The sequence below is a fragment of the Alcanivorax sediminis genome (assembly GCF_009601165.1).
In the GTDB taxonomy this organism is placed as follows: Bacteria; Pseudomonadota; Gammaproteobacteria; order Pseudomonadales; family Alcanivoracaceae; genus Alcanivorax; species Alcanivorax sediminis.
Genome location: NZ_WIRE01000004.1, coordinates 1 through 18635, shown reverse-complemented (window position 1 = coordinate 18635; position 18635 = coordinate 1). Strand labels below are relative to the sequence as shown.

The window sequence follows — 18635 nt, the reverse complement described above, 5'->3', positions numbered from 1 at the left end:
CCTTAAATACTCAGTTTCGCCGGTGCCCGGGCACCACGACCATAAATCATTTCCGCCATGGCACGGGTACCGATGATAGCCGTAAACATGGAGGTCAGAATGCCGATAAACAGTGTCACCGCGAAGCCCTGTACCGAGCCTGTACCCGCCGCAAACAGGATGACAGCCACAATCAAGGTGGTGATATTGGCATCCAGAATGGTCGTGAACGCACGGGCATACCCTTCTTCAATAGCCTGACGTGGATTGAGACCACGGCGCAGATCTTCCTTGATTCGCTCGAAGATCAGCACGTTGGCATCCACCGCCATGCCGACGGTCAAAACGATACCGGCAATGCCCGGGAGGGTCAGGGTCGCGCCGGGGATAAGGGACATGATACCGATGATGATGACCAGGTTACCCAGTAGCGCCACATTGGCGATGATGCCAAACAGCTTGTACCAGGCGATCATGAATACCAGCACCAGCGCCAGTCCCAGGGCCATGGACTTGAGACCCGCTTCGATATTCTCTGCACCCAGGCTTGGCCCCACGGTGCGCTCTTCGACAATACTTACCGGTGCGGCCAGGGAGCCAGCTCTCAGCAGCAGGGCCAATTCAGAGGCTTCAGCAGGATTATCAAGTCCGGTAATACGGAAGCGGCTGCCGAGGGTATCCTGAATGGTCGCCACGTTGATCACGTACTTGTCCGTGGTACTGATCATTTTGTCCATCATCTTGCCATCGTCACCTTCCACCTTCTTCACATCGGTTTTGGTTTCGATAAACAAAACGCCCATGGGGTTACCCACGTTCTTGCCGGTAATGCGCTGCATCCGTTTGGCGCCATCGGCATCCAGCGTCACGTTCACTTCCGGGGAACCCGATTGCTGATCGAAACCCATACGCGCATCGATCACCTGATCACCGGTAGCAATCTTGGACTTGTTCAGTGCAACAATGCGGCCTTCCTGCCCCTTGAACGGGAAGAACTCCAGCCCGGGAGGAGCCATACCGGTACGCAGACGCGCAGCAGACACACCGTTGTCCACCAGGCGGAACTCCAGGGTGGCTGTACGGCCAAGAATACGGCGCGCCTGAGAGGCATCCTGAATACCCGGCAGCTGTACCACAATGCGATCCGCACCCTGACGCTGCACGACCGCTTCTGCCACACCCAGCTCGTTGACGCGCTTGTTCAAGGCGGTACGGTTCTGATCCACCGCATAATCCTGCATTTCCTTGAGGGCGCTGTCATTCAGGACCAGCACCGTTTCCGGGCCGTCCCCGGCAGGCTTCATGGTGAACTTGTCCAGCGCCTGGCGTAGCGGTGCACGGGCGGCATCCGCAGCAACTTGATCGGCAAAGGTGACGGTCAGCGTAGTGCCATCCACATCCACATTACGGTAACGCACACCGGCATCACGCAGGGTCAACTTGGCGTTGCCAGCCCAGGCTTCCATACGGCTGGAGACCACCGCATCCATATCCACCTGCAGCAGGAAGTGCACCCCACCACGAAGGTCGAGACCCAGATTCATGGGGCTGGCACCAATGGAGCGCAGCCAGTCCGGCGTGGTTGCCGCCAGGTTCAGCGCGACCACGTAGTTGTCGCCCAGCGTCTCGGACGCCAGCTCTCTGGCGCGCAACTGGGCTTCCGTGTCAGAGAGCCGCACCAGAAGGGAAGTCCCTACCGTTTCGCCGGGCCCATGTTGGAGGCCGGCCGTGTCCAGTGCGCTCAGTACGCGCTGGCGAGTCATCTCGTTGACTTCACCGCCTGCATCGGCGTGACTGATCTGAATGGCCGGAGCGTCCGGATAAAGGTTTGGCAATGCATAAAGACCGCAAACAACCAGGGCGGCCAAAAGGAGGAAAAATTTCCAGCGTGGATAGCGGGTCATAGCTCTTTCCGGTGTTTATTCCGGTTATGTCCGGTGTAATGAAAAAGCCCCGTGCAAGACGGGGCTGAGTCTTCTTTTAGATGGACTTGATAGTGCCTTTGGGCAAGGTGGCCTGAATGCTCTGCTTTTGCAGTTTGATTTCCAGGTTGTTGCTGATTTCCACTACCACAAATTCATCCGTGACCTTGGCAATCTTGCCGAGGATGCCACCACTGGTGACGACCTCATCACCCTTGCTCAGGCTTTCCACCAGGCTCTTGTGCTCCTTGGCGCGCTTCTGCTGCGGACGGATCAGGAAGAAATAAAACACGACCATCATCACGACCAGCATGATCAGCTCGACGCCACCCGGACCCGCCGGTGTTGCAGGCGCAGCAAATGCCGGAGAGACCAGGGCAGAGGCCAGCAGAGCCAGCAGGGAACGCATTGCGATTTTCATTGATTACTCCAGTAAACAGTCATAACGCCGGGGTTTGTTCACCCCGAGCGGCATAGAAGTCGTCCACAAAGGCGGACAATGTACCCCCTTCAATGGCCCCCCGCAATCCAGCCATCAGGCGCTGGTAGTAGCGCAAGTTGTGGATGGTATTGAGCTGGGAGCCTAGCATTTCATTGCAGCGATCCAGATGATGCAGATAGCTGCGAGAGAAATGCTGGCAGGTATAGCAGTCACACCCTTGCTCCAGTGGAGCAAGGTCATGACGATGTTTGGCGTTGCGGATCTTGATCACCCCTTGCGAGGTAAACAGGTGACCATTGCGTGCATTACGGGTGGGCATGACACAATCAAACATGTCCACACCCCGGCGCACCGCTTCCACGATATCCTCAGGCTTGCCCACCCCCATCAGGTAACGGGGCCGATCTGCCGGCATGTGCGGCGTCAGATTGCCTAGAGTGCGCAGCATTTCGTCCTGGGGTTCGCCCACACTGAGGCCACCCACGGCATAGCCGTCAAATCCGATCTCCACCAAACCCGCAAGGGACTCACGGCGCAGGTTGTCGTACATGCCGCCCTGAACGATACCGAAACAGGCCGCATCATTACCCTCATGGGCCTCTTTGGAGCGCTGTGCCCAACGCAGCGACAGCTCCATGGAATCACGGGCCTGCTGCTCGGTGGCCGGGAACGGCGTGCACTCATCAAAGATCATGCAGATGTCGCTGCCGAGAGAGCGCTGTACCTGCATGGCCCGCTCCGGTGTGAGCTCCACCTTGTCACCATTGATGGGGTTCTTGAACACGACCCCCTGCTCGGAAATCTTGCGCATTTCACCCAGGCTGAACACCTGAAAACCGCCCGAGTCGGTCAGGATGGGCTTGTCCCACTGCATGAACCCATGCAGCGAGCCATGGGCCTCGATCACTTCCGTGCCTGGGCGCAGCATCAGGTGAAAGGTATTGCCCAGACAGATTTCGGCACCAGTATCGGCCAGATCTTTCGGCAGCATGCCCTTCACCGTGCCATAAGTCCCCACGGGCATGAACGCCGGGGTCTGAATGGTGCCCCGCGGAAAGGTAATCTGCCCCCGACGCGCCGCGCCGTCGGTTGTGTTGAGCTGAAAGGTCATTCGGGACATGGATTTACTCGCCTGACGCCAGACGCTTGACGCCGGACGCTGAAAAAACAAAAACAACAGGAACCTTCACGCTTGCTGCAAGCAACATACCTTTATGCCCCCTCCGAACCCGAAGCGTCGGGCATCAGGCGTCCAGCTTCCGGCATTCTTTCTATAAACATCGCATCGCCGTAGCTGAAGAAACGATACTGCGCCTCAATCGCGGCCTGATATGCCGCCATCACCCGGTCGCGACCGGCAAAGGCGCTGATCAGCATCAGCAAGGTCGATTTCGGCAGGTGAAAATTGGTCAGCAGACACTCCACAAGCCGGAATTGGTAACCCGGATAGATGAAAATATCGGTTTCCCCCTGACCGGCCCGCAGGCTGCCGGATTGACTGGCGGCCTCCAGCGCACGCAGTGCGGTGGTGCCCACCGCCACGATCCGTCCTCCGCGGGCGTGGGTCTTTGCCACCAGCTCCACCAGCGATTCCGGGATCTGGTAACGCTCACTGTGCATGTGGTGGTCTTCCACCTTGTCGACCCGCACCGGCTGAAACGTTCCTGCTCCTACATGGAGCGTCACATAGCCAATATCAACCCCGTGCTGCTCCAGTGCCGCCAGCATCGCCTCGTCAAAGTGCAGGCCTGCGGTAGGAGCGGCGACCGCACCGGGCTCCCGGGCATAGACCGTCTGGTAACGCTCCATGTCTCCGGCCTCATCCGGGCGGTCGATATAAGGAGGCAACGGCACATGACCAATCTGCTCGAGCGCCCCAAGCAACGTATCGCAACCATGAAACTGGAGAATAAACAGGGCGTCGCGGCGGCCAGTCACCTGGGCACGCACGCCCTGGTCAAACTGCAGCCAGGAGCCGGGCTTGGGCGATTTGGAGGCTCGCACATGGGCCAGCGCCTCGTGATCATCCACTACCCGCTCAATCAACACCTCGACCTTGCCGCCACTGTCCTTCTGGCCAAACAAGCGCGCAGGAATCACTCGAGTATCGTTAAAGACAAGCAGGTCACCCGGCCGCACATGTCCCAATAGATCCGGAAATTGCTGATGGCGCAATTCATCACGGGTCAACGCCAGCAGGCGAGCATCACGGCGCTCAACGGGGGGATGGCGGGCAATCAGCCCATCGGGGAGTTCAAAATCAAAATCGTCGACGTTCACGTACTGTACCGGCACGGAAGTTCAAGGGACGGCAAGGATACCTGCTATCTGGCGGGGAAAAAACACCCAAACCCGCTAAGCGGGTGTCAGGGCTTCTTTGATTGCTTCGGCAGAACCACCGTTGCCGTTGCCGACAAACGGTCATGCAACGTCTGATGCGGCTCCACCAGCGCCACCAGATAACCGGCGCCAAACAGTGCCCAGGACACACACCCTGCCGCAAAGCGGGCAACTGTCTGCCACAATTTCACCGGGCCACCACGGTAATCCCTCACCTGCAATCGCCAGGCTCGCATCCCGAGTGTCTGCCCGCCACGCATCCAGAACCAGGCGTAAAATGCCCAGGTCTCCAACAGCAGCAGAGGAAACAGAATCACTTGCAGGTAATGAGTCGAGGCTCGGGTGACGCCATTGATGTCTTCCATGGGCAATCCGGTATGCGGGTAAACCACCACAAAAATACCCGCGGTGACAAACCACATGGCCATAATCAGGAAGCCATCATAGACCAGCGCCATCAGGCGTTTGATTAAACCGGCGGGAGGGGCGTAGTCGTTCATCATGGACTCCGAAACCTGGGCGTCACTGCATCGGACATAAAAAAGCCCGCAAAAAGCGGGCTTTTTTATTGTTTGGTACCAGAGGCCGGACTTGAACCGGCACGCCCGCAAAGGCAACGGATTTTGAATCCGTCGTGTCTACCAATTCCACCACTCTGGCAGTGGGGCGCGAGTATACCAGCCCGCGCGGGCTTTTCCAGTTATTCTTCCGGATCCGCACCGACAATTAATGCCGTCACATTATCCCTGCTGCCTCTGTCCAGCGCCGCCTTGAGCACACCGGACTCACTCACCCCGTGGCGCATCAATGCGCCCAGCTCCTCTACCGACAGCACCGAATGGATACCATCGCTGGTGAGCAGAAAACGGGCCAGCGGGTCCGGCTCAAAGCGGATTCGGTCTAGCTGCAGTTTTTCACCAATGCCCACGGCCTGGTAAATCACATTGGCGCGGGGGTGGGTCATGGCTTGTTGCTCGGAAAGCTGGCCGGCATCCATCAAATCCTGCACAGGGGTATGGTCACGGGTCAGCATGGCCATGGCATCGTCGTGGTAGCGGTACAAGCGCGAGTCACCGGCCCACATCACCGCCGCCTCTCCCCGGTACACCAGCAACACCACCACAGTGGCGCCCATAGGCTTGCTGCGCATGTTGATCGCAGCATGGTGGCGAATGGCATGATTGACGGTTTGCAGCGCGGTTTCGACCGCGACGAGGCGATGGGCGATCCCGCCGCCAAGAGAGAGAGAATCCAGGCTGTCACGCACCATGCTCGCCGCCAGGTCTCCAGCTTCATGCCCTCCCATGCCATCGATGACCGCCCACAGGCCCTCACCGTCACGGCACACCAGAGCATCTTCATTGGTTGCCCGCCGCCCCTTGTGGGTGCGTCCCTGCCCCCGCCAGATCATCCTATCGCACCCGCTGCAGCAGCCAGATGCCCAGTATCAGGCACAGCACCGGCGGCAGAGCCGCCGCCACCAGCGGCTCGGTATGGAAAACCAGTGACAGCTGGCCGAAGAACTGCTGGCCGTAATGGAAGATCAGGCCGGCAACGATCCCTGCTGTCAGTCGCAAACCCATCGTCACTTCCCGCAAGGGCCCAAACACGAAAGAGATCGCGATCAAGACCATGCCGATGGTGGCCAGGGGCATAAACAGCTTCTGCCAGAAGCTGAGCATATAGTCTGCGGTTTCCAGGCCCTGCCTCTTCAGGTAGGTGGTATATTCCAGCAATTTGGCCAGCGCCAGATTGTCCGGTTTGAGCACCACGATACTGAGCAATTGCGGGGTCAACTGGGTCTCCCACTCCGCATTATCCTGGCGATAGGTTTCGGTACGCTCTTCCGTCAGTCGGGTACCGCTGATCCCTTCCAGAGACCAGAACTCCCCCTGATAGATGGCGCGCTCAACAAACTGGGTTTCCAGCAGCTTGTGATCTTCATCGAAACGGTAGCGGGTCAGGCCGTACAACACACCGTTCGGCTGTACCGCGTTGATATGAATGAACTCCTTTCCTTCCCGGTGCCAGTAGCCGTACTTGGAGCGCAAGGCTTCGCCACCGCCTTCAGCCATGGAACGATTACTCTGGGCCACCTGCTCCGTGTAGGGGGTGAGATACTCCCCCAGCGGAATGGACAGGACAATCATCAACAATACCGGGCGCAGCACCAGCCAACTGACCCGCAAGGTCGATACCCCTGCAGCACGGATCACCGACAGCTCACCACTATTGGCCAGCAGCCCCAGCCCAATCAGCGTACCCAGCAGGATAGCCATGGGCAGATACTCATAGACCCGCCGGGGCGTGGTGGTCAGGATAAACTGCAACGCCTGCCAGACCTGGTAGTCTCCGCGCAGGGCCTCCAGCTCATAGATAAACCCAAACAGGCAGTCCAACCCAACGATGATGCCAAGAATGGCAAAGGTGGGTATCAGCACGGCCCGCCAGAAATAGCGATTCAGCAAGGTCATGCGGCGGCCCTCCTGCGGAAGATCCGCCCACCGAAATACAACAGGAACACCGTGATAGCGGCCACCAGATGAATCCAGGCCATATGCAGATACCAGGGCAACGGCCCGCCCCGGTGGTCCTCAATGGCACTGCGGCACACCAGCAGCATGCCCACATAAAGCATGTAACCGAGCACGGCAGGTATCAGTCGGTAGAAGCGCCCCTGGCGCGGATTCACCCTGGCCAGCGGAATCGCCGCCAGGGCCATGATCGGCACAGTCAGAATCAGCGAGATACGCCATTGCAGTTCTGCCATGGCCTCCTGGTTTTCATTGCGCACTGACACCAGTTCCTGCGTGGAACGTCCCCGCACCTCCGGAGGGCGACTATCTGATTTCTCGCCTCCGATGCGCACCCGCGCCTCATCAAAACCGATCTCACGATAGTTCAACTGACCGGGTTTGCCCTGATATTGAAAACCATCCGTCAGCAGCAGATAGCTGATGCCATCTTCCAGCACCAGCTTCCCACTCTTCGCCCACACCGTGAGCAGACGATTGGCATCCCCCTGCCCCTCGAATCGGGCGTCCGCCACGAACACATTCTCGAGCACCCCTTTTTCACGATTAAGGTGCTCGGCATAGGTGGCACGTTGGGCATTACGGGAACCTTTCACATGAAATCGCCCTGGCGTAAGCAGCTCCAGCACTGAGCGATCTTTCTGCTCTTCAAAGATACGGGTTACTTCCGCATCCCCCCTGGGCGTCACATACAGGGAAAACATTCCCACCACCGTCGTGGCTACCAGTACTGGCACCACCAGAGAGCGGACAATCCGCCCATGGCCCTGGCCGCCAGCCTGCAGCACGACCATCTCGTTATCCATGTGCATGCGCCCAAGCACCAGCAACAGACCGATATACAGACTGAGGGGAACGATCATCTGCAGGAATTCCGGCATCCGGAATGCCATCACCATGAACAGCGCATCGGCAGCGATCTCACCTGCCGCCGCTTCCGCCAGATATTTGATGAAACGACCACTCACCAGCACCATCACCAAAATAAAGGTGACCATGACCGTGGTCATGAAGAGTTGTCGATTGATATAGCGATGAAGAATCAAGGGGCGGCCCACTCGTCCTTGTCTGCATGAGAGGTACCCGGCTCATAAAGGCAGGCTTCCCTGCAGCACGGGTACGCTCCGCTCGAAAAAAACCGCCACCGGCAAACACGCAACACCGGAGACCGCGGAGAATTCGGCATAGTGTAACTGACAGGCCATCAAAGGTGATAATGCTTCCCGCCCCCGATTGCGTTTCCTGCGCAGAGGCCCCACTATTTCGTGATGTTGGCAGTAGCTCACCGAATTGGAGACAACATGGATTTCGCAGCAACAAACCGCCCGCTGGACAAGATAAAGGCGGATGCACTGATTGTGACGATGGGCAAGAAACACGACCTGCCCGCGGCACTCCCTGAAGAAACAGGCAAGCAGCTGACCGCGCTGATCAAGGCGGGCGACTTCAATGGCGGCAAGGGTCAGACCGTCTGGGTGCACAACCCTGCCGGCATCTCCGCTGACCGCATTCTCCTGGTCGGCACTGGCGACAGCCAGCCCAGTGACCAACAGTGGCAAAACCTGTTGCGAGCCATCGTAAAAGCAATTCTCGCCGCGCCCGTGAAGCACGCAGTGATGCTGCTGGACGACACCCTGCCCCAACCGCTGGAGTGGCAGGTTCGCGAAGGCGCCCGCCTGGTAGAAGAAGGTGGCTATCGTTTCGATCAGTACCGCAGCAAGCCCGCCCCGGCCAATAAACTGGCCAAATGGACGTTCTGGCATGCGGATAAAGAGTCTGCGCTGACCAAGGCGCACAAGACCGGCAAGGGCGTCGCTGACGGGGTTAATCTGGCCCGCGACCTGGGGAATCTTCCGCCCAACGACTGCTATCCCGAATACCTCAGTGGCGTCGCCCGCGATCTGGCCAAGCAGTATGAAAAGCTGTCGGTCAAAGTCATCAGCCAGGCCCAGGCAGAGAAAATGGGCATGGGCGCCTTTATCGCCGTAGCCAAGGGCTCCGAGCGCCAGGGCCAGATCATCGTCATGGAATATAAAGGTGCCAAGCCCACCAAACAGGGCCCGGTGGCACTGGTTGGCAAAGGCATCACGTTTGACACCGGCGGCATCTCCCTGAAGCCCGGCGCCAACATGGATGAAATGAAATATGACATGGGCGGCGCCGCCAGCGTGTTTGGCACCGTCAAGACGGTCTGCGAGCTGGATCTGCCGATCCATCTGGTTGCCGTGGTAGCCGCCGCCGAGAACATGCCGGATGGCCGTGCCTCCCGCCCCGGCGACATCGTCAAGACAATGTCAGGTCAGACGGTGGAGATCCTCAACACCGACGCCGAAGGCCGACTGGTACTGTGCGATGCCCTCACCTACGTACAGAAGAAGCACAAACCGCACACTGTCATCGACATCGCAACGCTGACCGGGGCGTGTGTGGTGGCACTGGGCTCCCACGCCCAGGCGGTTTACGCCAATGATGACGCGCTCAGTCAGGCCCTGCTCGATGCAGGACAAGCCACCGGCGATCGCGGCTGGCCCATGCCCCTGTGGGACGAATACCAGAGCCAGCTGGACAGCCCCTTCGCCGATATGCAAAACATTGGCGGCCCCAAGGGAGGCTCCATCACTGCGGCCTGCTTCCTGTCCCGCTTCGCCAAGGACGTGAAATGGGCGCATCTGGACATCGCCGGCACCGCCTGGATCAGTGGCGGCATGAGCAAGGGCGCCACTGGCCGCCCGGTTCCCATGCTGACCCGCTATTTGATGGATCTGGCCTGATATGCCTCGCCCCACGCGACACGCTTCAGGCGTGTTGCGTGATGCGTGTTGTGTGCGAGCGTTCTCATGACCGAAGTAACATTCTATCTAAGCAGCAAGGTTGGCGACGGTGTGCGTCAGGCCCTGGCCTGGCGCATTGCCGACAAAGCCCTGAAACAGGGCCGTCTGGTTTATGTTCATTGCCAGAATGAGGCCCATGCACGTCAGCTGGACCATGATTTCTGGCAATCTCCCAAGACGGGCTTCCTGCCCCACGCCCTGCATAGCGAAGGTCAGGCCCCTGTCATTCTGGGCCACGGCCCGGACCCCGGCGAACATCACGATGTGCTGATCAACCTGACCGATCAAGTGCCGGATTTCGCTTCTCGCTTCCAAAGGGTGGCGGAAATGATCAGCGGGGCAGACAATGAGAGACAGGCCGGACGCCAGCGCTTTCGGTTTTACCGTGAGCGCGGATTCCCCGTCACCACTCACGAACTGGGCTGAGCCATCGCCGCCCCTTCAGGATCACAGGCATGAACGACGATCGCGAATCACGCAAGCAGGCGTTGCTTCGGGAACTGGGTGATATCCAGTCCCTGCTTGATGATATGGAATCGTCTGCCGCCACAAAAACCGGTGGCGCACTGGATAGTGACCAGATCCGCAAACTGGCCAGCGAACGAGCCAACCCCTTCCTGAGCCCGGGCGCCACACCCCCAACTCCATCACCGGCACCTCGCCCCGCACAGCAACTGGGCAGTGCCGAGATCGACCGTATCGTGGACAGCCTCGTCGAAGAAGCCCTGCCCAAGCTGGAAAAAGCCCTGCGCCTGCGTCTGCGCGACGCGCTGCGCCGCAAGAACTGAGCCACCCCCTTCCCCATCTTCAGGGCGCGACGTCGCCGCCCGGCTTCGTTATAATTCGCCCTCATTTTTGCAGGCAACCTCTTCAGGCAACAGGCGCTGATCATGGACAAGACTTACCAACCCGATCGCATTGAGCAATCCTGGTACGAAACCTGGGAAAAGGCAGGACACTTCAAACCCTCCGGCCAGGGCGATTCTTTTTGCATCATGATCCCGCCACCCAATGTGACCGGCAGCCTGCACATGGGCCACGCCTTCCAGGACACCATCATGGACACCCTGGTGCGCTACCGTCGCATGCAAGGCCACAACACCCTGTGGCAAGTGGGTACCGACCACGCCGGCATTGCCACCCAGATGGTAGTAGAGCGCAAACTGGCCGGCGAAGGCACCAACCGCCACGAACTGGGCCGGGAGAAATTCCTGGAGAAAGTCTGGGAGTGGAAAGGCGAATCCGGCGGCACCATTACCCGTCAGCTGCGCCGCATGGGCGCCAGCGTGGACTGGACCCGTGAACGCTTCACCATGGATGACGGCCTGTCCAATGCCGTGCGCGAAGTGTTCGTGCGCCTGCACAAGGAAGGCCTGATCTATCGTGGCAAGCGCCTGGTCAACTGGGATCCGAAACTGCACACCGCCATTTCTGATCTGGAAGTGGAAAACGTGGAAGAACAGGGCCACATGTGGCACTTCCGCTATCCGCTGTCCGACGGCTCCGGCCATTTGGTGGTCGCCACTACTCGCCCCGAGACCATGCTCGGCGATACCGCTGTGGCGGTGCACCCGGAAGATCCGCGCTACAAGGACATGATCGGCAAGACCATTCGCCTGCCGCTGGCCGACCGCGACATCCCCATTATTGCCGACGATTATGTGGACCCGGACTTCGGTTCCGGCTGCGTGAAAATCACCCCGGCCCACGACTTCAACGATTACGAAGTGGGCAAGCGCCACGACCTGCCGATGATCAACATCCTGACCATCGATGCGGCATTGAACGACGAAGTACCGGAAGCCTACCAAGGCCTCGACCGCGTCGAGGCCCGCAAGAAAGTGGTCGACGACCTGGACGCCCTCGGTCTGCTGGAAAAAGTCGCCGACCATACCCTTCAGGTGCCCCGTGGTGACCGCTCCGGCGTCATCATCGAGCCCTACCTGACGGATCAGTGGTTTGTGGCCGTGGAAGAACTGGCCAAGCCGGCCATTGCCGCCGTGGAAAATGGCGACATCCAGTTCGTGCCCAAAAACTACGAAAACATGTACTTCTCCTGGATGCGCGACCTGCAGGACTGGTGTATCTCCCGTCAGCTGTGGTGGGGCCACCGCATCCCGGCCTGGTACGACGCCGACGGCAATGTCTACGTGGGCCGCACCGAAGAAGAAGTGCGCGCCGACAACAACCTGGGCGACATTCCCCTGAGCCAGGACGACGACGTACTGGATACCTGGTTCAGTTCCGCCCTGTGGACCTTCTCTACTCTCGGCTGGCCGGAGGATACCGACGCCCTTCGTACCTTCCACCCCACCGACGTGCTGGTCACCGGTTTCGACATCATTTTCTTCTGGGTTGCCCGAATGATCATGATGACACTCAAGTTCACCGGCGAAGTGCCCTTCAAGAAGGTCTATGTACATGGCTTGGTACGTGACAACGACGGCCAGAAGATGTCCAAATCCAAGGGCAACGTGCTGGACCCGCTGGACATGATCGACGGCATCAAGCTGGAAGACCTGGTGGAAAAGCGCACCAAGGGCTTGATGCAACCGCAGAAAGAAAAGCAGATCACCAAGCGTACACACAAGGATTTCCCTGACGGCATCAACGCCTACGGCACCGATGCACTGCGTTTTACTTTTCTGTCGCTGGCCTCCACCGGACGTGACATCAAGTGGGACATGGGCCGCATCGAAGGCTACCGGAACTTCTGCAACAAGATCTGGAACGCAGCCCGTTATGTGATGATGAACACTGAGGGTCAAGATTGCGGACTCAACGATGACGTGGAACTGTCCATCGCCGATCGCTGGATCATCTCAGCCCTGCAGCGTGCCGAACAGGAAGTCAGCGAAGCCCTCGACAGCTTCCGCTTCGACGTGGCCAGCCACGCCGCTTACGAGTTCATCTGGAACGAGTACTGCGACTGGTACCTGGAATTGTCCAAGCCCGTGCTGTACAGCGACGATTATTCCGAAGCCCAGAAGCGTGGCACCCGCCGTACGTTGGTGCGGGTGTTGGAAGCCATCCTGCGCCTGGCCCACCCCTTCATGCCTTTCATCAGTGAAGAGATCTGGCAGCGCATCGCGCCGCTGGCCGGCAAGCAGGGCGACACCATCATGCTGCAGCCCTTCCCGGCTGCCCAGCAGGAGCAGATCGACAGCGAAGCCGAAACCGGCATTGCCTGGATCAAGAGCGTGATCACGGCGGTGCGAAACATCCGTGGCGAGATGGGCATCCCGCTGGGCAAAGAGCTACCTCTGTATCTGCACAATGGCAAGGACAGCGACAAGGCCTTGCTGGACGCCAACCGTCGCTTCCTCAGCAAGTTGGCCAAACTGGAATCCATTACCTGGCTGACGCCGGAAGATTCCGCTCCCGCCTCTGCCACCGCGCTGGTGGGCGACATGGAGATACTGGTGCCCATGGCCGGTCTGATTGACAAGGAAGCGGAGATCGAGCGCCTTGGCAAGGAGATCGACAAGTTACGTAAAGAAGTCGGCCGCGCAGAAGGCAAGCTGAAGAACCCGAACTTTGCCGACAAGGCGCCGCAAGCCGTGGTCGACAAGGAAAAGGCCAAGCTTGATGACTATCGTTCCCAGCTCGCCAAGCTGGAAGAACAGCTCGAAAAGATCAAATACCTGTAATCACCAGGAAACAGGAATTGAGTCATGGATGACCCGCGCCGCGCCCGCATTCTCGTTGCCGCCCAGGAGGTCTTCGCCCGCGAAGGCTTCCGCACCGCCGAGGTGAAAACCATCGCGGAACAAGCGGCGGTGGGCAAGGCCACCATCTACAAGTTCTTCGCCTCCAAGGAAGCTCTGCTACTCACCATCGTTGAAGAAAACCTCAACGACATCCGCGACATCGTCTTGTGCGAGCTGATGAGCGTGGTATCGCCACTGCAGCGGCTGGAAAACCTGTGTCGCAAGGTGGCCCGCTATCTGGAACAGAATCAGGCCTTTAGCCGGGTGCTGATCCAGGAAGCGGGTGACTTCATGGGCGACATCCAGCGCCAGTATCTGGCTCTTATCGAGCAAAACCTGCCGGTGGCCGAGGCGTTTTTCAACGAACTCCGCAAGGATGGCTACTTTGTAGCCTTGCCTACACGCGATACCATCCTGATGATGGTCAATCTGGTGATTGGAACCACTTATACCTGGGCGCTGACAGGCTCAGGCAGTCTGGAAGAACAAGCCGCCGATTACATGAAGGTGTTGATCCGCGGCCTCAGATAGGACGAGATCATGCGAATCACTTTTGTTTTGGCCCTGCTACTGTGCCTGAATATTTCTTCACTTCACGCAGACCCACTCCAGGCTCTTCTGGATGCACCACACCGCAGCGCTGAAGAAAAAAGCCGTGACATCTACCGCCATCCTGTTGAGACCTTGCGGTTCTTCGATGTGCAGCAAAATATGACGGTGGTGGAAATCTGGCCGGGTGCGGGAGGATGGTATACCAGCCTGCTTGCCCCCTACCTTTATGAGTCCGGCACTTACTACGCGGCTCAATTTCCTGAAGACAGTGACATTGCCTTCTTTCGCCGCGCGGTCACCCGCTTTAAGGAAAAGCTCGCCAGCCACCCTGAGGTTTATGATCACGTCCGCATCACGGCACTGAATCCCCCCGCATACACAGCCATTGCACCTGCCGGCACTGTGGACAGGGTGCTCACCTTCCGCAACGTACATAACTGGGCCAAGGCCGGTAAGGCGGAGGCTGTTTTTGCCAGTTTTTTTGAAGCGCTGAAACCCGGTGGCATTCTCGGTGTGGTTGAACACAGAGCTCCCGAAGTGCGGCCACTGTCCAGACAGATCGAGACAGGCTACATGAGCGAGGGGTATGTTATTGAGCAGGCGGAAAAAGCGGGCTTCAAACTGGTAGCGCGCTCGGAAATTAACGCCAACCCAAAAGATCAGACCAACCATCCAGCCGGGGTGTGGAGCCTGCCTCCAACATTACGGCTGGGTGACCAGGACCGTGAAACCTATCAGGCGATCGGCGAAAGCGATCGCATGACACTGAAATTCGTCAAACCGGAATAGTTACAGCTCAGGACGCGGCTTGCCGCTCAAGCATGCCGGGAGTGACTTCACCCAGCACCAGAGATTCAGCAATACCAATGGCCACGCGCTGGCATTGCTCAAGGCGCTCCTGGGAAAAACCGCCGTCATCAAAGATGTACAAGGAGTAGTTCTCCAACATCCACAGCATGGTACGGAATACCAGGGGATCGTAATCCCTCCCGGTAAACCGGCTGATCTGGGCGGTAAGTACTTCCGATGCGATGCTTTGGGCACGCATGCGATGCGGAGCCAGTGCCGACGTGGATGAGCGAGCCTCCTCCATCATCAACTTGATGATCGGCCCCATGCTGACATGGTATTCAAAGTACACCTTGGTGGTATTACGGATAATGTCGTTAGCGGAACCGGCTTGCTTCACTTCCTTATGAAAGTGCAAAAGCATGTTGTCCACAAAGATCCTGTAAATGCTTTCTAGCACATCCATCTTGTTGCGAAAGTATTTGTAGAAGGTGCGCCGGGACACATCCGATGCATCCAGCAGATGCTGAACAGTGGTGCGCTGCAAGCCTCGCTGAGCAAATACCTGCATGGAGTGAATAAGAATCTCGGCTCTCGCTTGGGAACGCTGCGAACCTTCCTCACGAGCGTGAACTTCGAGCACCTGATTCACTACTTGACGAATTGCATCTATGTCACTGCTTCGACTTTGCACCTGACACCCACCCCTGAAAATGTATACTTGCTGCAAGCTTAACCAACGGGTTATGCCGAGTAAACACTGAGTTTATCCTCTGACATGACCATTTTGTTCAGGGATTGCCCTTTGTCGCGCCCCTTCCATACTTTTTCATGGAAGTGGTAAGCCACCGTATTGATACAGGGCTCAATCAGCGCCGTAAGCCCACCTACCCTCCAATCACCCGTCATCGCCCAGACAACGGCAAACGCGACCGAAAAGTGCACTGCAGCAAAGCTGACTGTTTTGACCATGATGACCGCCTCTTGGTGTTGATAACAATTATCATCAACGTCACTGCCATCAAGAAACTCTATTGCGCTATCGCAATGATAGAGCCAGGCAATCCGGGCCAGGATTGTTGCGCTTGCACACACTCTTGAGCATCCACATGTTAATAGTTGTAAAGTCCTGCGGCCCGTCGCCGAAATCTTCATCGCACGCAGATAAGCTGGGATCAATCCATGACAAACAGGGAGATTCCAATGAAACAGTACATCGCTCTTGTGGCCGCCACCGCTCTTCTCAGTGCCTGTGGCGGCAGCTCAGACAGCAATAACGCCCCCCAGACAGGGGAAGTCGCGTTTTCCATGACTGACGCTCCTGCCGATGATCTGCAACAGGTTCATCTGACCATTCCCGGTATTTCCCTCAAACCCGCCGATGGCGAGCGGATCTATCTTGAGCTCGATGAACCACTGATCGTCGACAACCTGCTGGATCTGCAGGGCACTCTGTCGACAGCGGTCCTTCCCCCCACTGAGGTACCGGCCGGTCGCTACAACTGGATCCGCCTGCATGTACTCAGTGGCGACAACAACACCTACGTTGTAGATGACATGAGTGGCCAGTATCCGCTCTATGTGCCAGGACAACAGAGTGGCAACGAGAAAGTCCGTCATGTTCAGTTGGTCAGCGGCTTTGTGGTGCCCGTTGGCGGTGAAGTCAGCTTCACTCTGGATGTGGACCTGCGCCGGGCCATCACCAAGCCAACCAACAAGGATTACTACCTGTTGCGCCCGGCCATTCGCATGGTTGATAACAGCACCGTAGGCGCCATCACTGGCACAATCTCTGACGCACTCATTGAGGACGCCAGCTGCACCTCTGTAATGGAAGCCGACACACTGGAGGGTAATGCGGTCTACCTCTACAGCGGCACTGACGCGACTGCCGGAGATGTTTATCTCGACGCCCAGGGTGAACCGGCTGACAGCAATAACCCCGTCACTACCGCCAATGTGGTCTATGACGCAGAAACAGATAGCTACACCTATGAAATCGGCTTTGTTCCCGCAGGGAGCTACACAGTAGCGTTTACCTGTCAGGCACTGGATGATAATCCGGAAAACGACGACGCCCTGATATTCCCCGCGCAGCGCAATGTGACGGTAACAGAGAATAAGACCGAAACCGCTGACCTGCCGGAAGAGCCACCGGTCATCGCCAGTGAATAATGAGCACTGGTTAATCTTGCATGGCAAACAGGCCAGCAACGAAGTATTGCGTCGGGCGGTCATGGCCCGGCGCAATGCGGGTACCGATATTGCTGTTCGCGTTACCTGGGAAGCCGGGGACGTAGAACGGTACGTCAATGAGGGGCTCGATTCAGGATCCCGCAGTTTTATTGCCGCAGGTGGAGATGGCACGGTAAGAGATGTCTTGAACGCCATGATGAATAGTGGCCGGAATGATCTCCGACTTGCCATTCTCCCCCTGGGAACCGCCAACGATCTCGCAACCGCGGCGGGCATTCCTGAGCCTCCGGAAGACGCACTGAATCTTCTCGATCAACCCGCCGTGCCATGCGATTGCGTCCAGATTAATGATCAATATTTTCTCAACATGGCGACTGGAGGGTTCGGCACCGAAGTCACCACCCAGACGTCTGAAGATTTGAAAAGTCTGCTTGGTGGCGCAGCCTACTTTCTTACCGGAATCAGCAAGTTCACCGAGATCCAGTCAGCAAAAGGCCATTTCCGTGGCAACGATTTCGAGTGGGAAGGCGAGTTTCTTGCCGCAGGTCTGGGCAATGGGCGCCAGGCGGGCGGGGGGCAACAACTTTGTCCTGATGCCCTCATCAATGATGGCCTACTGGACGTGGCTATCCTGCCGGCCAACATGGATTTGCTCGCCGGCGTCAGGGAGCTGTTTGACAGTGGTGGCAGGAACGACACAGAGCAGAAAGGGCTATTCATTCGCGCCAGAGTCAACGAGCTCATCGTCGAAACCCCTTCCCCAATGCATTTCAATCTTGATGGTGAACCTCTAAAGGATACAAGATTCGACATCAAGGTAATCCAGAACAGGCTGGCGATCCACTTGCCGGAGAAAAGCCCACTATTAGAGTGAGCACTGGGGTGCTGACGCGCAGGGCAGAATGAGTCACTCGCTCACGAACGCAACGCAGCTTTCAGACCACAGCGGCGACCATGTCACTTCCCACACCCCGGTACAACTCCACCATCTCGCAAGGAGTCAGCCGGCAGCGGTCATCACTGTCCTGCGTATCGACCAAGCGCTTTCTAACTTCCGAACATCCGGAACAGCCCAACCTTGCATACCGTGACTTTAGCGCCGGCACTCCTGTGCTGGTCGGCATGGCTAACGGCGACGGCAGAGGGCGTGTAGCCCGCCAGGCTAGTGGAAGTGCCAGAGACGAGCAGCGGTTCACTCCTCGACCCTCAACCCGCACATTCCACACAACCCCCAATAACAAAAAGCCCCCGTTGCGTTAGCAACGGGGGCCTTTTGTTTATTTAAGAGCCTGACGATGACCTACTCTCACATGGGGAGACCCCACACTACCATCGGCGAT

At 57.9% G+C, this 18635-nt stretch carries 18 protein-coding genes and 1 tRNA gene; 8 read left to right on the top strand and 11 right to left on the bottom strand.

Features of this window, described 5'->3' with window-relative positions:
* Positions 1-2: 2 nt before the first annotated feature.
* From secD to lptF, 9 genes are all read right to left on the bottom strand, one after another.
* Positions 3-1883 carry a protein translocase subunit SecD gene (secD, locus tag GFN93_RS16650; RefSeq protein ID WP_153502431.1) on the bottom strand — a complete coding sequence of 627 codons (1881 nt, stop codon included), beginning with the start codon at positions 1881-1883 and terminating at the stop codon, positions 3-5.
* A 76-nt stretch (positions 1884-1959) separates the two neighbouring features.
* Positions 1960-2322 carry a preprotein translocase subunit YajC gene (gene yajC, locus GFN93_RS16645; protein WP_235902108.1) on the bottom strand — a complete coding sequence of 121 codons (363 nt, stop codon included), beginning with the start codon at positions 2320-2322 and terminating at the stop codon, positions 1960-1962.
* 19 nt (positions 2323-2341) lie between these two features.
* A complete protein-coding gene (gene tgt, locus GFN93_RS16640; RefSeq protein WP_153502525.1) occupies positions 2342-3454 on the bottom strand; it encodes a tRNA guanosine(34) transglycosylase Tgt in 1113 nt (370 codons plus the stop codon).
* A gap of 101 nt (positions 3455-3555) precedes the next feature.
* Entirely contained in the window at positions 3556-4623 is a 1068-nt protein-coding gene (queA, locus tag GFN93_RS16635) for a tRNA preQ1(34) S-adenosylmethionine ribosyltransferase-isomerase QueA (protein WP_328594866.1), read from the bottom strand.
* 86 nt (positions 4624-4709) lie between these two features.
* Positions 4710-5183 (bottom strand): RDD family protein, encoded by a 474-nt coding sequence (locus GFN93_RS16630; protein WP_153502430.1) that lies wholly within the window; start codon positions 5181-5183, stop codon positions 4710-4712.
* 73 nt (positions 5184-5256) lie between these two features.
* Positions 5257-5343 (bottom strand) — tRNA-Leu (locus tag GFN93_RS16625).
* A gap of 40 nt (positions 5344-5383) precedes the next feature.
* Positions 5384-6094: a PP2C family protein-serine/threonine phosphatase gene (locus GFN93_RS16620; protein WP_153502429.1), complete on the bottom strand. Its 711-nt coding sequence runs from the start codon at positions 6092-6094 to the stop codon at positions 5384-5386.
* A gap of 1 nt (position 6095) precedes the next feature.
* Positions 6096-7157 carry an LPS export ABC transporter permease LptG gene (gene lptG, locus GFN93_RS16615; RefSeq protein WP_153502428.1) on the bottom strand — a complete coding sequence of 354 codons (1062 nt, stop codon included), beginning with the start codon at positions 7155-7157 and terminating at the stop codon, positions 6096-6098.
* Positions 7154-8275, bottom strand: a complete 1122-nt coding sequence (gene lptF / locus GFN93_RS16610; protein ID WP_328594839.1) for an LPS export ABC transporter permease LptF — start codon at positions 8273-8275, stop codon at positions 7154-7156. Before lptF ends, lptG begins: the two co-directional genes overlap by 4 nt.
* A 243-nt stretch (positions 8276-8518) precedes the next feature.
* Between lptF and GFN93_RS16605 the strand changes: the two genes are divergently transcribed.
* From GFN93_RS16605 to GFN93_RS16580, 6 genes are all read left to right on the top strand, one after another.
* A complete protein-coding gene (locus GFN93_RS16605; protein WP_153502427.1) occupies positions 8519-9988 on the top strand; it encodes a leucyl aminopeptidase in 1470 nt (489 codons plus the stop codon).
* A 66-nt stretch (positions 9989-10054) separates the two neighbouring features.
* Positions 10055-10474, top strand: a complete 420-nt coding sequence (locus GFN93_RS16600; RefSeq protein ID WP_153502426.1) for a DNA polymerase III subunit chi — start codon at positions 10055-10057, stop codon at positions 10472-10474.
* 29 nt (positions 10475-10503) lie between these two features.
* Positions 10504-10836, top strand: a complete 333-nt coding sequence (locus GFN93_RS16595) for a hypothetical protein (RefSeq protein ID WP_153502425.1) — start codon at positions 10504-10506, stop codon at positions 10834-10836.
* A 102-nt stretch (positions 10837-10938) separates the two neighbouring features.
* Positions 10939-13698: a valine--tRNA ligase gene (locus GFN93_RS16590; protein WP_153502424.1), complete on the top strand. Its 2760-nt coding sequence runs from the start codon at positions 10939-10941 to the stop codon at positions 13696-13698.
* 24 nt (positions 13699-13722) lie between these two features.
* Positions 13723-14289 (top strand): TetR/AcrR family transcriptional regulator, encoded by a 567-nt coding sequence (locus tag GFN93_RS16585; RefSeq protein ID WP_153502423.1) that lies wholly within the window; start codon positions 13723-13725, stop codon positions 14287-14289.
* Positions 14290-14298: 9 nt separating this feature from the next.
* On the top strand, positions 14299-15099 hold the full coding sequence (locus tag GFN93_RS16580; RefSeq protein WP_153502422.1) for a class I SAM-dependent methyltransferase: 801 nt from the start codon (positions 14299-14301) through the stop codon (positions 15097-15099).
* Positions 15100-15106: 7 nt separating this feature from the next.
* Here GFN93_RS16580 and GFN93_RS16575 read toward each other — a convergent pair whose 3' ends face one another.
* Positions 15107-15670 (bottom strand): TetR/AcrR family transcriptional regulator, encoded by a 564-nt coding sequence (locus tag GFN93_RS16575; protein ID WP_235902106.1) that lies wholly within the window; start codon positions 15668-15670, stop codon positions 15107-15109.
* 173 nt (positions 15671-15843) lie between these two features.
* Positions 15844-16071, bottom strand: coding sequence for a DUF2061 domain-containing protein (locus GFN93_RS16570; RefSeq protein ID WP_153502420.1), 228 nt, complete (start codon positions 16069-16071; stop codon positions 15844-15846).
* A gap of 231 nt (positions 16072-16302) precedes the next feature.
* Between GFN93_RS16570 and GFN93_RS16565 the strand changes: the two genes are divergently transcribed.
* The gene (locus GFN93_RS16565; protein ID WP_194285842.1) at positions 16303-17274 is read left to right on the top strand and encodes a DUF4382 domain-containing protein; all 972 of its coding nucleotides are present in this window, start codon (positions 16303-16305) and stop codon (positions 17272-17274) included.
* Complete coding sequence (gene yegS, locus GFN93_RS16560) at positions 17267-18169, top strand: lipid kinase YegS (protein WP_328594837.1); 903 nt, start codon at positions 17267-17269, stop codon at positions 18167-18169. The genes GFN93_RS16565 and yegS overlap by 8 nt, the downstream gene beginning before the upstream one ends.
* The last annotated feature ends 466 nt before the right edge of the window (positions 18170-18635 follow it).